Source organism: Legionella anisa (assembly GCF_001467525.1).
In the GTDB taxonomy this organism is placed as follows: Bacteria; Pseudomonadota; Gammaproteobacteria; order Legionellales; family Legionellaceae; genus Legionella; species Legionella anisa.
Genome location: NZ_LNXS01000029.1, coordinates 336,410 through 352,354, shown reverse-complemented (window position 1 = coordinate 352,354; position 15,945 = coordinate 336,410). Strand labels below are relative to the sequence as shown.

The following is a 15,945-nucleotide window of genomic DNA, read 5'->3' as shown; positions in this document are numbered from 1 at the left end:
CGTTACATACTCTCTAATAATTCACCGTATTGGGCAATCAATGCTTCAGCACGAATTACATCTTCCGGGCTATCAATGCCTGACATACTGGCACGGCCTTTATAGTCAACGGGAATACAACGAAGGGTATAACCGTTTTCCAGGATGCGTAATTGTTCCAATCCCTCCATTTTTTCAAATGTGCTTTCTGGCAGGGTAATGTATTTTTCGAGCATGTCCAGTGAATAACCATATAAACCAATATGACGAAATACAGGGCTTTTATCACTGTTTTGGCGTAACTCATTTTCTTTGCGAATGGCAGGAATAATATTTTTACTGAACCAAAAAGCATTACCTGTTTTTTCATTGAATACAGCAGTAGTACCACTAAAGGGGGTAGTCAGTTTATTTTGGCGTAAAACATCCAGTTGTTTCCAGGTTAACTGGGTTACAGGGGTTACTGCATCACACGGAGAGGCAGCAAAAGCATCAATGAGTGCGCGTAAAAAATCGGGTGGTGTTAAGGGAGCATCACCTTGCATGTTAATAATGAAATCCGGCTTATTTTTCATAGAGCGTATTGCTTCAGCGACACGATCCGTTCCGCTGGGTGCTTCTGGTGAGGTAATTATTGATGCAACACCTATTTCATTGCAATGTTGGACAATTCGTGCGTCATCGGTTGCAACGAGTACAGAAACATTCTTTAGTCCCTCAGCAGCAGCACGTGATAAACGAACTACACGCTGCAACATGGTTTGACCATGAATCATTGCCAGAGGCTTTCCTGGTAAGCGAGTTGAAGCGTAGCGGGCAGGAATTACAATGACGCTGTGCATGGCAAAAATTTGTTCCAAGATAAAAAAGCCAATAATAGCCTAAATATTAGACGGTTACTATAGTAAGCTCAATGCGACGCCTGGCCTCGATTCGTACGTCGAATTGAGGTTATGGTAGAATAATTTCGCAATAATTGGGTTAAAAATAATGAATCTGGTGTATTCAATAGGATTAGCCCCGGATTATGGGACTGGATTTTAAAATAAGGACATTCGTTATGAAGAAATTAAATCTATTTACGATGGGATTGATGCTGATTCATGCAACAGGTGCTATTGCAGATGAACATTCTTTAGCAAAGCTAACTGATTTGGCAGGAGCTTCCGGTTTTGAGAAGTCTGTTCGTGATGCGGTGAAACAACAATGGCAGCCATCCATGAACAGAATTACTGTAGATGGGATGGGTAATTTGATTGGTCAATATAAAACAAATCAAAAAGGTCCTAATGTTTTACTCATGGCGCACATGGACGAAGTAGGGTATATGATCGAATCAATAACTCCTGATGGTTTTTTAAAGATTATCCCATTAGGTGGTATTCCTTCTTCAGTAATCTTTGCGCAACGTTGGATGGTTTCTACACCTAAAGGAGCTATTTTAGCTTATTCTGGCATGGACTCGACCCACCTTATTGATGAGGTCAAAAAAAATCAATTGCCTAAGGGGAATGCGGTATTTCTTGATATAGGTGCGGAAACAAAGGAGCAGGCTGAAACCAAGTTTAATGTGCGTCCAGGATTGCAAGTTACCCCCGCAAGTCAATTCAGTGCATTAAGTGAAAACCGTTTTTTAGCGAAGGCTCTTGACGATCGCTTGGGATTGGCGCTGATTAGTGATGTGCTTGACTCCATAAAAAATCAGGAGCGACCCAATCAACTCTATGCCGCGGCTACAGTACAGGAAGAGGTGGGTTTGCGCGGAGCAAGTACCGTTTATAAGAGTACGCATCCAGACATTACGATTAATGTTGAGGTCGGTATTGCCGATGATTACCCTGCTTTAATTGCAAAACGCAAAGGTCGAATTGCTTTAGGTAAAGGTCCTACTTTATTTGTATTCGATCGCTCAATGATTCCCCATCAAGAATTGCTTAATTGGGTTTTAGATTTAGCCAAAAAAAATAACATTCAGGTACAGTTGGAATCCGAAATAGGTTATGGCCAAGACGGTTCAAAAGTACAAAGCTCAGGTTCAGGGGTTCCTAGTATTAATATTGGTGTGCCTATTCGTTATGCGCATCAACAAGCCGGGATGTTTGATAAACGCGATTATGATCAAGCAGTTAAATTAGTGAGTCTTATCGTGACTCATCTCAATCAGCAAGTAGTTGAGCAAATTAAAGCAGGTTAAGGTTTTTTAAAGTAGCCTGGGTGCAGCGCAGCGTAACCCGGGTTCTGCTGCGCTGCACCCAGGCTACATGTTCTTTTTAATTCATCTTTTCCTTGCATTGCTGCAAAAAATATTTTGCAGGTAAATCATTGGGATTACTTATTATGATTTGTTCAAAAAGACTTGCGGCTTCATCAAATTGCTTTGCCTCATAATGATCCAATGCTGACGCAAAAATAGAGGCTGAATCTTTTTTAAATTGCACTTCGACTGGAAGGTTATGATTAAAAACTTCATAAATTTTTATGGGTAAACTTTTACCTTTTACTGTTGTCAAACCTAAAAAGCGCAGATCGTATGCATCTTTTTGTTTTAATTGTTCATAGGTTTCTTCACCAATGATGACTTCGATATTAAAACTTCGAGTTAATGTTTCAAGCCGAGAAGCGATATTGACCGCATCACTAATAACACTGCAATCCATACGCTTTTCAAAACCCACAGTACCAACAATCAAATTGCCCGTGTTTATACCAATTCCTACGCTGATGGGCGGGAGGTTATCGTGTACTCGCGTGGCATTGAAACCCTTCAGAGCTTCTAACATATCTAATGCAGCAACAACGGCATCATCCGGATCATTAAACAAAGCCATAATTGCATCACCAATATATTTATCAATAAGACCTGAATTTTTAAGAATGGCAGGATCTAAAAAACTCATAAGTGTATTAACAAGATTGAAGATTTCAACAGGTGATAAGCGTTCAGCCATAGTAGTAAATGATTTTATATCTAAAAAAAGAACGGTCATGACCTTTTCAACACAATCACCGAGTTTAATATCAGTAATATTCTTACGATTAAGCACCTTTAGAAAATCTTGAGGTACAAAACGCGCTACTGCAATTGCATTTTGCTGGATTTCGACCAGCTTATTGATAAGTTCTTCATTTAGAGCTCTGACTTTTTGTTCCGCAATCTGTAAATCGTGAAAGTAAGAGTTGGTGCGCACCATATAACGGACGCGGTATCCTAATAGAGTTGGATTAATGGGTTTGGTGGTAAAATCGGTAGCTCCGACTTGAAAAGCCTTATTAACGGATTCATAGTCCTCTAATCCAGTCACCATCATGATCGGAAGATAAAGTAAATCAGGTAATTTTCGAATCTTGGCACATACTTCAAAACCATTGAGACCAGGCATCTCTACATCCAACAAAATCGCGTCAGGTTTAGTGGTTTTAAGTAGTGTTAAAGCGGCTTCACCATTCTCTGCCTGAATGACATGAAAACCAACTTTGGTTAATGCATCGCAGGTGATTAAACGCATCGTGGCGCTATCGTCTACTATCAAGATCACTGGATTTTCTTTTTCCATAAAAGAGTTACTCATTTTCACTGATACAAATTTTTGTTAAATAACGTGCAATTTGCTCCAATTCAATAACTTGATCTACTGCATTCAATGATTGAGCAACAGCACCCATTCCAAAAACTATGGAACTTTCCTGGTCTTGAATCAAGGTATGTCCATGAGCTTCTTTTAATTCCAATAAGCCCTCCGCACCATCATCACTCATTCCAGTTAGTAGAATACCAATGGCTTTTTTTCCACAAACCTTAGCAACGGATTGAAGTAGTCGAGTAATCGAAGGGCAAAAACCGGAAACTGGAGTACCATTAACTAATTTACAGATTAATTGTTCATGTACACGTTCAACGATCATATGTTGGTGTTCAGGTGCTATATATACCGTTCCCCTTTTTAATGGTTCATGATTCACTGCATTTTTCACTGTAAGACTTATATTTTCTTCAAGCCATTGTGCAAATCCTCGAATAAAGCCAGGGCTCATATGTTGGACAACGAGTATCGGTACAGGAAAATCAGGAGTTAATTGCGAGAGGATAGTCTGTAATGCCATAGGGCCTCCAACTGAAGCTCCCACCGCAATAATCTCATAATCTGTCGTTGAGACTCCTTTCGTTTTATGCTTTTTGTTCTCATCAAAAATTAAATGCTTTTTCAAAGGTTTTTTAATGACTCGAATATCAGAAAGGCTGCGTAGGGTATCCACGATGTGTTGCCTGCTTTCCTCAAAAGAGGGAGAAAATACATTCACAGGTTTTGCCAATGCAGTTAATGCCCCTGCCTCAAGAATATGGAATGTAGCATGGAGTGATTCATCATTCACCAGAGAACTGATCACGACAATTGGCGTCGGATTTTGCGCCATAATAATGCGTGTGGCTTCAAGCCCATCCATGATGGGCATTTGAATATCCATGGTAATAAGACTGGGTTTTAGCTTTTCAGTTAACTCAATGGCTTCCTTGCCATTTTTTGCGACACCAATGACTTCCATATCTTTTTCAGATTTTATGATGTGTTGAATTATTGCAGCTTCCGTTGGTGAATCATCAACGATTAAAATTTTTATCATAGGCAGTAGTTCACTATAGCAGCATTCTTTTAATAATCTCTGATGAGTTTAATACGAAATTAATTTGATTGTTGCCTGTCAAGGTCGCTCCGATGACACAAGGTATATTTGATAGTGGTTCTTGTAACGGTTTGAGTACAATTTCCCTTTCACCAATAATTTCATCGACAAGCAAGGCCATACGATCTCCATTCTTTTTGATGATTACAGCAGAGACATATTCTGTTGTATCTTGTTTCTTTTCATCAAGATGGAGAATCTTAGATAAAGAGCATAACAAAACCGGTTGTTCTTTGACAAGAACAGTAGGGCTTCCTTCCACGGCGATAACCTCATGCTTTTTTAATAACATGACACTTTCTACAGAGTTGGTAAGAAGAACAAATATTTGGTGATTGCATGAAACAATCAATCCACGCTCAGTAGCTAATGTAAGCGGAACTCTCAGAAAAAAGACAGTTCCTTTCCCTGGGGTACTGTCAACACTGACTTGGCCCTTTAAACGGAGTAAATTGGATCGCACCACATCCAAGCCTACACCTCGACCAGAAATATCAGTTGCAATTTCCCGAGTAGAAAAACCAGGACGAAAAATGAGGTCGTACAAGTCTTCTTTTTTCATCGTTTCAAGCTCGGCTTGAGTGATGATATTTTTTTGCAGTGCCGCGCGAATTAAATCATTTGTTTTAATTCCCATACCATCATCAATTATTTTAAAGACAATCTGATGGTCTTCTTGATTTACGTTAATCGAAATATTTCCTTGTGGTGGTTTACCAGCAGCTTTACGAGTTTCGGTATCTTCTATGCCGTGATCGATGGCATTGCGTAGAAGATGAACTATAGGATCTTTTAAGCCATCCAGGATCATTTTATCCATTTTTACATCATTGCTGTTTATTTCGAGATTGACTTGTTTCTTTAGCTCATAAGCCAAATCACGCACAATGCGCGGTAAATAACGTAATTGAGTCGTTACCGGTATAAGACGTAAGGTACGAATTTCATCTTGTAACGCATTTAACAAAATGGATAATTCGCTCACAGAAGTATGCAATTCCCTTTGCATTAGGTGAGTTGAATTGTTGATTTCAGATAATTCAAAAAGACTTGTGGAAAATAAAGTGGCTGTTCCAATTTCATTTTGAGAAAAAGCATTGGAATTGGCCCTATCTTTTTTCCATGATTGGACCAGATGATCAATTTTGTAATTTAGCTTGGTTAATTTGGAATAGTATACTTCAATCGCAATTTTAATGGCTTGGATTTCTTCAGTATAAACTGAAACACGATCTAAATTTTGCAAAGAGACCCGTATTGATTCAAATTCATTTGTTTTGGCCTGTATTTCTTTAGTTTTAGGCGCTTTTTCAAGTTTTGGTGATAATTCAACCGTTGGCTCTAGTGCAGATGGTGTTTCTTGAGCAGGCGATTCTGTATAGTGTTCTAGTTGTTGCAAGTGATTTTCCAAATCAAAAGAGGGCGGTTTTTGTTCCGTGTAGAATTGCATTGCTTCATTCATGTAATCGATCGATTGGAGGCACAGATTAATGAGCTCTGGGGAAATTTGAATGCTTTTTTTCTGGATCGCTGCAAATAAAGTTTCTATATGATGTGCAATCTCACCAATATCATTAACGCCTATACCGCGTGCCGATCCTTTAATGTTATGAGCCACACGAAAAATTTCTTCCAGTAAGTTCCGGAACTCTTGTTCTGATTTAGTTCCCTTTTCAAGCTGCAGTAAACCATCTGTGATGGTGATTAAGTTTTCCTGGAGTTCTGCTTTGAATGTTTCGAGAAGTTTTTTTATAAATTCATTATCCCCAGCATTAGCCGTGGGTTTTGTCACAGGGGCAATAGGCTCAGATAAAACTGGTTTTTCCTCTATAGCTTGAATTTCTTCTTTTTTTTCTTCATGATTTAGCGCCTGCTGGAGTTGATCTAACAAGGTATGAAGCTCGACCGAAAGCGGCTTTTTTTCTATAAAATCATGAAAAATTTCACGCATTCCGTCTATGGCACGAAATGTTAAATGAATTCGTTCAGGTGATACGCTCTGGGAAGGCTCGAACAATTTTTCAACGTGCTCGGCGATTTTTCCCAGCTCATCAATACCTACAGACAGTGCTGATACTTTAATATTACGTCCTGCTCGAGAAATCTCTTCCTTCATCTGGCTTAAATCACTTACTGATTCACTACGCTCAATCTTTTTTAAATGATCGGTGATGAGCATCAATAATGATTCAAGTTCCGTACTAAATGTTTCAAGAATCTGCTTAAATAAATGTTCGTCTGGAGTCATATGGCGCTCCTAAACTTTATAAAAATTCACATCATCCTTTAGATGTTTGGCAATATCATCCAAATTATGAATAAATGCCATCATCTCTTTTATGCTGCTGGAAAAAGTTGAGGTAGTACGATTAATTTCATTCATGCTCTCAACGATTTGCTCAATCCCGACAGCTTCTTGACGAATGGCTACTTCAATATGTTGGCTCGAAATGGATGCCTCATTAATCATTTTACTTAGAGCTTGAATGACATTGCCTGCTTTCTCAATAAGCTTAATCCCTAAATCAAGAGTTTTGGCTCCCTCCTCTGTAACCGTGACCGCTTTCTCGGTAGTTCGCCGGATATCCTCGAGAATTTTTTGTACCTGTACGGTTGACTGTTCTGATTGCTCAGCGAGATTTCTTACTTCAGTTGCCACTGCGGCAAAACCTTTTCCAGCTTCTCCTGCTTTTGATGCTTCAATCGATGCATTTAATGCCAACATCTTTGATTGTTGGGCAAGCGTATTGACTACAGAGGTGATGTCGCCAATTTGTTGGGTGTGATTACTTAAATCAAGAATGGTTTGTGCAATAAGCTTCATCTTTTCTTCTGAAGCTTTAATCCCTTGAATACTTTGTTCTACTGACTCTGTGCCCAGTTTTCCTTGCTCATATGTGTTTTTAGCAACTTCCCGCAGTGCTTGTGCTTTAGCCATAGTTTGTTTTGAGCTCTTATCTATTTCTTCCAAAGATGCACTGATTTCATTTATAGCGGAGGCTTGGGATGTAATCCCTTCTGCTTGTTCATTTGCTGAAGTCAGTACGGTTCCAACCATAGTGACTATGTCATTGCTGACTTTACTAATTTTTTTGGTGATTGATGCCAGTCCATCAGTCATTGAATTTAAATCTTTACCCAGATCTTGTAGGATGTCTTCTTTGTCTATTTCGAGACGCTCTCTCAGATCCCCCGCAGCAACTTTACTGCTATGTGCCCTAAATTTTTTCGATGAATTGACTAATTTCTCAAATAATTCGCGCGACTCCACTTCTTTTTGGCGAAGAATTTCTTCATGCCCTTTAATTGCCTCTTGCATGGCTTTCAACGATAAAAGTAGTTTGCCAAGTTTATCTGCAGTTCGAATTTGAATATCTACATTACGTTCACCTGCAGCAATGCGCTCAGCAATATTAATCGCATTATCAACCGGACGAGCGATAGACTGCTGTGTCGCGTAAGGAACGATAAGGGTCAAAAGGATAGCAAAAATTAATAATCCATACGCGTATTTCTTTAGGGAGTTTAAGCTTTTATGTATTTTGTCCGTATTTCTTTCAATCTCGTGTGCCAAAATCATGTACAAACCACCTGTTCTCTTCCCTGTTCCTGGTGAATAAGAGCCTAATATAAGGTCAATCATTGAGTTTTCGATTTCCCTGGTTTTGTTTCTACTGGTTTCTACATTATTTGCATTATTGGGATCTCTAGGAGCATTAAGTATGGCTGCTTGGACATCATAAAGAGGGATATATAATTCTTGCAATTTATCCCATTTTTCCTGTAATTTCTTGTTACCAATGGAATACATTACCTGATCCCAGTTGTTCCTGACATCATTGATATCTCTCCATAGGCGTGTCAAATGCTCTTTAGTATGTGGGTCCCCAGTCATCGCCCAATGCTCTAGAAGGTCTTGAGTTTGATAGATTTGGCTATCAAGAATTTCAGGTAAGTTTTCACTGCGAATTTTTTCACTGAGATTGACTATATCATCTACCTTGGGCAACAAAAAAATAATTAAAAATATAACAGGTAGACTAAGGCTCATAAATCCGATAAGCAAGCGGGCACGTATTGTGATAACAAGACCTCGTCTATTCTCATTAGTTTCCATGACCCTCTCCTATCTTGTATAAACGCGTTTTAATTTCTTGGCTTAAGCTTGATATAAAAGCTTCCATATTAATGATTGCCGTGACGGCATGATGTAATCCCAGAATATATTCTGAATTAGTCACATTCGCAGAGGATAAAGGAGCAGCTAATTGATTTGGTAGATAAGTCTCACTGCCTTCGACGCGATGAACAAGTAAGCCAAGAGTGATATTGTTTGCATGAACAACAATTATAAATTGATTATCCTGATTGGGATTGTGGCTCGACTGATTTAGATGGAAAAATTTAAGGAGATCCACCACGGTAATCAACGCTCCACGCCAGTTAATCACTCCGGCAATAAAATTAGGTGCGAAAGGAGGTTGCGCCATGGAGGTATTATGCAGAACTTCCTGAACGTATTGATAAGATACCCCATAAATTTCATTTTTGCTTATACTGAAGCGGACAAAAGCAATGCCATGATTTTTACGGATGCCTGGTTCCTGCTGGGCAAGTTGTTTCGCTCTTGCGTGCAGTATCTTTAGTCCTTCCTCACTTTTTGGCATTAATTCTGAAGCATGCTTTTGTTCTTTTATCATCATTCAAAATCCTTTTTTGTTCCATCATCTTTATCCAGTGAAAAATAGATTGCACCATCATGATGAAAGGCAAGATTTGTCCCGGTCGTAACAATAGGATCGGATGCGCCCAATAAAAGATAAGCATGTTCAGTCATGCATGCGCTTATCTTTTTCATAATTTTAGCAACAAGCTCATTATCAAAATAAATGAGCACATTGCGACATAGGATTAAATCGACCTCAAATATACCATTAATTATGGATGGATAGCTGTTATCACACAAATTAAGGTATTTAAATTGTACTAATTCACGGATTTCAGGCGAAAGTAAATACGTACGATTATTTCTCAGGAAATAGCGTTGCATGTATTTCTCTGGGATAGAACGCATGGACCATTGTCCATAAGTGCCTGTTAGTGCTTTTTTCAGTGCTGCAGTATTGATATCTGTGCCTAATAAATAGAGGTCCCATCTATCCATATTCGGTATAAGTTCAGCTAACATCATGGTAATGGTATATATCTCTTCACCTGAAGAACAACCGGCACTCCAAATTTTTAAAGTGAAATCGTGCTTTTTTTGTTTTATTAATTGAGGCAACAGCTTATTTTCAAGTAAATGTATTTGATTTTTATCACGAAAAAAATAACTTTCTCCCACAGTAATGGCTGCAACTAAATCAGCTAATAAAGAAGAGTTACTGGAGCATTTTTTTAATTGGTCCAAATATTCTTGCGGCTGATAGTTGAATTTGTTGCATGCTGTGCTAATTGTTTTTGCTAACTCTTGTGCTTGATTTACGTGGGTCACAAGTCCAAAACGCTTGTGGATTAATTCGATAAATGCAGCTTCGAGTTTTTTTATGTCATTCAACATATTATTGCTCATATTGTTACTCATGATGAGTACTCAGTGGGTTGATTTCTTGAGTTAACATTAAAGCAAAAACCCAATTGATATTGAGCAGTAATGAAACACTGGTTTCTAGAGTCACAGCACCCAAAAAAGGTGAATTAGTACGTGTAAATTCTTCATGTATTTCAATTTGCTTTTCATCAATGCTGCTCAATCCAAGCACTTTATCAACTATGAGTCCAATTTGATGTGCTTCAGTGCCCGAATCCTCATGTGCTTGTGGGGACATTCCAGTTTCCCTCTCCTCAACGGGTTTGGAATGAGGTTTATCGGAGCACAGTAAAATGGGTATATTTAAAGGATACTCTTCATTGCGTGTTAAGCCGGTACAAATAGCTAAATCTAATACAGGAATACATTTATTTTTAAGATTCATTAATCCTACAAAATACACTGGGCATGACGGAACGATTTCAAGCATAGGCAAAGGTAGAATTTTCTCAATATAGTGCAGGTCCATACAAACTTGTATGTCATGTAAAAGAAAATGGAGAACTGTTAGGTTCTTGGGGAGCACTTTATATTCTTCCTTAATAAAATATCTCTTTATAATTTAGTGTCCATCATAGTCTAAATAAACCGTAAGTGATGATGGTATAAATCAATCTGGTAATACATTAGACCTCTTTCCAAACTCGCTGAGGGGAGTGAAGTGCGAGGAGACGCGGAGCAAAGAACTGGAGTGTACACGCCAGTACATGAGGATTCGAGCACCGCATCGACGAAGCAATTCACCTCCTCAGTAGAGTTTGGAAAGAGGTCTATTATAGTTATAGACCGAATGGGGTAGATGTACAAGACAAGCTCTATGTGTTTTAGACTTAATCTGAAAAAAAGACCTAACTGGGGGACTGAAGATCCCCAAGGTTATGAGTTTAATAGAGATTTTGAACAACAACTCATCTAGGGTTTGTTTACAATTCTACTTTCTTGGCCAAAATGCTGCGATTTTCTGCGCTCCGCTCGTGTATGCTCCGTTTCGGTGCTCTAAAATCGCAGCATTTTGCCCCGGATCAAGTCCGGGGGAATTGCAAACAGGTCCTAATCTTTATGCGCAAAATAATTTAAATCCAATTCGCGAGCCGCCTTAACATCATCGAGACGCTTGACCGGTAGCGTATGAGGCGCATTTTTAACCAAATCTGGATTTGTGGCTGCCTCTTCTCTAATGGTTTTCATGATGTGTACAAAATTCTCTAACTCTTCTTTACTCTCAGTTTCTGTTGGCTCAATCAACAGACATTCAGGAATGAGTAGTGGAAAATAAGTGGTGGGAGCATGCACGCCATAATCCAGTAACCTTTTGGCAAAATCCATTGCTGAAACCCCATACATTTTCTTTTCTGGGCTTAACGTGAGAATAAATTCATGAGAGGCACGTCGGTTTGGATAAGCTGCAGTAAATCCCGCTTTTGTAAGTTCTTTGAGCAGATAATTTGCATTAAGCGTTGCATATTCTGAAACACGGAGTAACCCTTCTTTACCAAGCACTCGTATGTAAAAATAGGCACGCAGTAAAATACCGGCATTTCCCATAAAACAAGAAAGACGACCAATACTTTGCGGATAATCTTGGCTGGTTGCCCATTGATATCCTGAATCGGTTTTTTTCACTACAGGGAGTGGGATAAAGGGGAGTAAACGCTTGCCTACAGCTACAGGACCTGCACCAGGCCCGCCGCCACCATGAGGGGTTGCGAATGTTTTATGCAGGTTTAAATGCATGACGTCAAAGCCCATGTCACCTGGTCTTACCTTCCCCAAAATCGCATTGAGATTGGCTCCATCGTAATACAATAAACCACCGGCTTGATGAACAAGAGCGGCAATTTCTTTAATTTGACGCATAAATAAGCCCAAAGTAGAGGGATTGGTCAGCATGATACCGGCTGTTCTTGGACCGAGTTTGCTTTTTAACTCTTCCAGATCAATGTCACCATCTGCCGCAGTAGCTATTTCAACAATTTTAAAGCCGCACATAACAGCAGAAGCTGGGTTTGTGCCGTGGGCTGCATCAGGAATCAGCATTTCATCACGTGCTGTATCGCCTCGAGATTGATGATAGGCTTTAATCATGGCAACACCGGCAAATTCTCCTTGTGAACCTGCCATTGGCGTTAAAGAAACACCAGGCATACCGGTAATTTCAGCAATATATTCCTGCAAATGATGCAATGGTTCTAAAAAGCCTTGGCTGTTTTCTTCTGTTGCCAAGGGGTGGCGGTTGATAAAATTCGCTATGGATGCTGCTTTGTGAACCCCACGCGGATTATATTTCATGGTACATGAGCCCAGTGGATAAAAATTGCTGTCAATCGAGAAATTTTTATGGGATAAGCCAGTGAAATGCCGTATTACTTGTAATTCAGAGCATGCGGGCATTTTTGGGGGCATTTTTCGCTGTAATTCAGCAGGAATGGCGTATTTACTGGTTGAAATTTTAGGAGCTTGCGCTCTTGCCTGCCTGTTTTCTTTAGATAATTCAAAAATCAACATAATTAGCCTTCCGTTTTTTGAATAAATTCTTTAAGTTCAGTTCGATAATTGACTGGAGTAAATTCAATAAATTCATACTCGGCAATTTCCGCCAAATAATAAGGATCTTTCTTGAATATGGATTCCAGATATTCTCGGTCATTTGTAGCTGCAATGATGATTCCACCGGTGCGGGGTTTCATAGGCCCAGAGACCACCAATAGGCCTTGTTTATAGTAGTAATCTAGAAATTCTCTATGTGTCTGCAAATACTTATCTACTTCACTTAGAGGAACCAAATAGGTTAACTTGATTACAAACATGAGCCACCTCGCTGAGACATAATTGATTTCAATGTTTTTGCAAATAGCATAATTTCCTCTTCAGTGCGCATTTCAGTAGCGCAGACTAAAAGGGTATTTGCCAATTGTGGGTAATGAGTTCCTGGGGCATATCCTCCGGTAATACCTGAATCGGCTAATTGTCTTAATACGTACTCAACAGGTTGATCGAGCTTGAGCAATGCCTCATGAAAATAAGGTGTATCAAAAACCTGCGCTACTCCTTCAATTTGTGTTAAAACCTCCACTAATTCATGAGTATTATGATGGCATTGGCTTGCAACCTGGCGTAACCCTTCCGCACCCAAGAGGCTCATATGAATAGTAGCTGCGGTAACCAATAAACCTTGATTGGTGCAAATATTTGAGGTTGCTTTCGCACGGCGTATATGCTGTTCCCGTGCTTGCAGGGTTAAGGTAAATCCCCTTTTTCCATCCTTATCCAAAGTACATCCGATGATACGTCCGGGCATTTGGCGCACATGCGCCATGCGAGTGCTTAAAAAGCCAAAGTATGGGCCGCCTGATGCCATAGGAGAGCCTAAAGGTTGGCCTTCGCCACATGTAATATCTACACCATGCTTTCCCCATAATCCTGGCGGTTTTAATAAGGCCAGTGACACAGGATTAACACAAGCGACACTAATTGTTTTGTTCTGATGTGCCCAATCACTGAGTTCATCCACTTTTTCCAAACAACCAAAAAAGTTAGGCTGAGCAATAACCAGTGCAGTGATGTCTTCTCCTGTATAGGGCTCTAACGCTGAAAGAGAGGTAATACCTTGTTTTTCATCAAAAGGTAAGGTAATCACTTCAATATGCTGGTTGCGCAGGATGGTTTCGATGGTTTCACGATAAAGGGGATGAGTTGTTCCGGTGATTAATACTCGACTTGTTTTGCTGTGCTTATTGACCCGTACTGCCATTAAAATGGCTTCGGCTAATGCAGTAGCTCCATCATACATCGACGCATTCGATACTTCCATTCCGGTTAATTCACAAATCATGGTTTGGTATTCGTAGAGCAACTGCAAAGTCCCTTGACTGGCTTCTGCCTGATAAGGAGTATATGCGGTTAAGAATTCACCACGAGAAGCGATATCCCACACTGCTGCAGGTATATGATGCTCGTAGCATCCTGCACCCATAAAGCAGATTCCATTACGATTTTTATTTGCTAACTTTTGGGCCTCTTTCAACATATCCATTTCATTGATACCCGCAGGCATATTTTGAAATCCTGCATATTGCAAAGACAATGGAATTTCATCAAATAAAGCCTGGGTATCTTGAGCGCCAATAGCATCAAGCATGGCTTTGCTGTCTTTGGGAGTGTGTGGGATATAAGGCATGATTAATGCTCCTCGGCTATCTCATTTTGATATTGTTCAGCGGTTAATAAACTATTGATTTCATCAGGATGACTGGGTTTCAATTTGACAAGCCAGCCAGCAGCATAAGGGTCAGAATTAACAAGGGCTGGATTTTCGACAACCACTTCATTAATGGCGGTAACAACACCGCTAACGGGTGCATAAAAGTCAGAAGCAGCTTTTACGGATTCTACAACGCCAAGTTCTTCACCAGCACTTACTTCATCCCCAATTTCTGGTAGTTCGACAAAAACCATGTCGCCCAATAATTGTTGCGCATGATCGGTAATGCCTATGGTTACTATGCTTTGCTCTTCTTTTAGCCATTCGTGGGTATTAGTGAATTTTAATTCATTCATTGTTTTATCCTTATTTCGATGTTTTTAAATTGCTTTTCCTGCTTTAACAAAACGTGGCTTACCTACTTTTGCCGGGACTAATTTACCGCGAATGTCTACCATCACTTCATCATCCGCTTCAACTGGAACTCTTGCCAGGGCTATGGATGTTTCCAGTGTGGGTGAGTAGCTGCCACTGGTAACAATCCCATCAGGATGACCTGCAATGATGACTCTTTGTCCGTGACGCATAATCCCTTTATCTAATAAGGTAAGCCCTACCATTTTTCGCTTTATTCCGATTTGTTTTTGCGAGAATAAGGCGCCCATTCCAATAAAGTCTCGATCTGTAGGTTCCCATTTAATGGTCCAAGAAAGTCCCGATTCTAATGGGCTGGTGGTAGTATCCATATCTTGGCCATAGAGAAGCATACCGGCTTCCAGTCGAAGCGTATCTCGGGAACCCAATCCACAAGGATGTACTCCGGCTTGCATTAAATCATTCCATAATTGGACCGCGGATTCTTGGGGCATAATAATTTCGAATCCATCTTCTCCAGTATATCCCGTACGGGCGAAAAACCATTGTTCAACATCCACGCATTCAAAATGTGTCAGCGTTGAAACGGCATCAATTTGGGCGGGATTAAGAGTTTGTAGGGTTTTTTCTATTGCCTTAGGTCCTTGGATGGCAATCATTGCCAATTCTCTTCGTTCTTGCAAGCCAACAGCAAATCCTTCACTTTTTTTGCGAATCCAGGCTAAATCATTATGTCGGGTCGCTGAATTCAGGACAACTCTGTAATTATCTGAAGCACGTTGGTAGACGATGAGATCGTCAATAATTCCTCCATGTTCATTACACATGCAACTATAAAGCGCTTTTCCATTGTGTTCGAGTTGGTCAACGTCATTCGTTAAAAGCTTGCGCAAAAATTGACGGCCGCCGGCACCAAGAATATCAACAATAGTCATATGCGAGACATCAAACATGCCTGCATCTTTACGAACAAAGTGATGTTCATTAATCTGAGAGCCATAATGTAACGGCATTTCCCAGCCATGAAAATCGACCATTTTAGCACCACATGCTTGATGGGTAGCATGAAGGGGAGTTTTAGCAATCATTGTACGTCCTTTTTCAATCACCTTGATGTGGG

General features: G+C 39.9%; 14 protein-coding genes. 1 reads left to right on the top strand and 13 read right to left on the bottom strand.

Annotation, left to right across the window (positions count from 1 at the left end; translation table 11 throughout):
• Positions 1 to 2 precede the first annotated feature (2 nt).
• Positions 3 to 821 (bottom strand): 3-deoxy-manno-octulosonate cytidylyltransferase, encoded by an 819-nt coding sequence (gene kdsB / locus Lani_RS10715; protein ID WP_058388559.1) that lies wholly within the window; start codon positions 819 to 821, stop codon positions 3 to 5.
• 251 nt (positions 822 to 1,072) lie between these two features.
• On the opposite strand from kdsB, the gene Lani_RS10710 reads away from it, so the two are divergent.
• Positions 1,073 to 2,173, top strand: a complete 1,101-nt coding sequence (locus Lani_RS10710; protein ID WP_223499566.1) for a M42 family metallopeptidase — start codon at positions 1,073 to 1,075, stop codon at positions 2,171 to 2,173.
• A gap of 76 nt (positions 2,174 to 2,249) precedes the next feature.
• Here Lani_RS10710 and Lani_RS10705 read toward each other — a convergent pair whose 3' ends face one another.
• The 12 genes from Lani_RS10705 to gcvT all read right to left on the bottom strand — a co-directional run bounded on the left by Lani_RS10705 (position 2,250) and on the right by gcvT (position 15,913).
• Entirely contained in the window at positions 2,250 to 3,533 is a 1,284-nt protein-coding gene (locus tag Lani_RS10705) for a response regulator (RefSeq protein ID WP_058388544.1), read from the bottom strand.
• A 7-nt stretch (positions 3,534 to 3,540) separates the two neighbouring features.
• A complete protein-coding gene (cheB, locus tag Lani_RS10700) occupies positions 3,541 to 4,599 on the bottom strand; it encodes a chemotaxis-specific protein-glutamate methyltransferase CheB (protein ID WP_058388543.1) in 1,059 nt (352 codons plus the stop codon).
• A gap of 13 nt (positions 4,600 to 4,612) precedes the next feature.
• The gene (locus tag Lani_RS10695) at positions 4,613 to 6,907 is read right to left on the bottom strand and encodes a chemotaxis protein CheA (protein WP_058388542.1); all 2,295 of its coding nucleotides are present in this window, start codon (positions 6,905 to 6,907) and stop codon (positions 4,613 to 4,615) included.
• A gap of 9 nt (positions 6,908 to 6,916) precedes the next feature.
• Positions 6,917 to 8,776: a methyl-accepting chemotaxis protein gene (locus tag Lani_RS10690; RefSeq protein WP_058388541.1), complete on the bottom strand. Its 1,860-nt coding sequence runs from the start codon at positions 8,774 to 8,776 to the stop codon at positions 6,917 to 6,919.
• Complete coding sequence (locus Lani_RS10685; protein WP_058388540.1) at positions 8,766 to 9,362, bottom strand: chemotaxis protein CheW; 597 nt, start codon at positions 9,360 to 9,362, stop codon at positions 8,766 to 8,768. Before Lani_RS10685 ends, Lani_RS10690 begins: the two co-directional genes overlap by 11 nt.
• Positions 9,359 to 10,231, bottom strand: coding sequence for a CheR family methyltransferase (locus Lani_RS10680; protein ID WP_223499540.1), 873 nt, complete (start codon positions 10,229 to 10,231; stop codon positions 9,359 to 9,361). Before Lani_RS10680 ends, Lani_RS10685 begins: the two co-directional genes overlap by 4 nt.
• Positions 10,232 to 10,235: 4 nt before the next feature.
• Positions 10,236 to 10,775, bottom strand: a complete 540-nt coding sequence (locus Lani_RS10675) for a chemotaxis protein CheW (RefSeq protein WP_167344752.1) — start codon at positions 10,773 to 10,775, stop codon at positions 10,236 to 10,238.
• A 524-nt stretch (positions 10,776 to 11,299) separates the two neighbouring features.
• Positions 11,300 to 12,754, bottom strand: a complete 1,455-nt coding sequence (gene gcvPB / locus Lani_RS10670) for an aminomethyl-transferring glycine dehydrogenase subunit GcvPB (RefSeq protein WP_058388537.1) — start codon at positions 12,752 to 12,754, stop codon at positions 11,300 to 11,302.
• Positions 12,755 to 12,756: 2 nt separating this feature from the next.
• Positions 12,757 to 13,056, bottom strand: coding sequence for a YciI family protein (locus Lani_RS10665; protein WP_019232541.1), 300 nt, complete (start codon positions 13,054 to 13,056; stop codon positions 12,757 to 12,759).
• Positions 13,047 to 14,426, bottom strand: coding sequence for an aminomethyl-transferring glycine dehydrogenase subunit GcvPA (gcvPA, locus tag Lani_RS10660; RefSeq protein WP_058388536.1), 1,380 nt, complete (start codon positions 14,424 to 14,426; stop codon positions 13,047 to 13,049). The genes Lani_RS10665 and gcvPA overlap by 10 nt, the downstream gene beginning before the upstream one ends.
• A gap of 2 nt (positions 14,427 to 14,428) precedes the next feature.
• Positions 14,429 to 14,806: a glycine cleavage system protein GcvH gene (gene gcvH / locus Lani_RS10655; RefSeq protein WP_019232539.1), complete on the bottom strand. Its 378-nt coding sequence runs from the start codon at positions 14,804 to 14,806 to the stop codon at positions 14,429 to 14,431.
• Positions 14,807 to 14,830: 24 nt separating this feature from the next.
• On the bottom strand, positions 14,831 to 15,913 hold the full coding sequence (gene gcvT / locus Lani_RS10650; protein ID WP_058388558.1) for a glycine cleavage system aminomethyltransferase GcvT: 1,083 nt from the start codon (positions 15,911 to 15,913) through the stop codon (positions 14,831 to 14,833).
• Between the last annotated feature and the right edge of the window lie 32 nt (positions 15,914 to 15,945).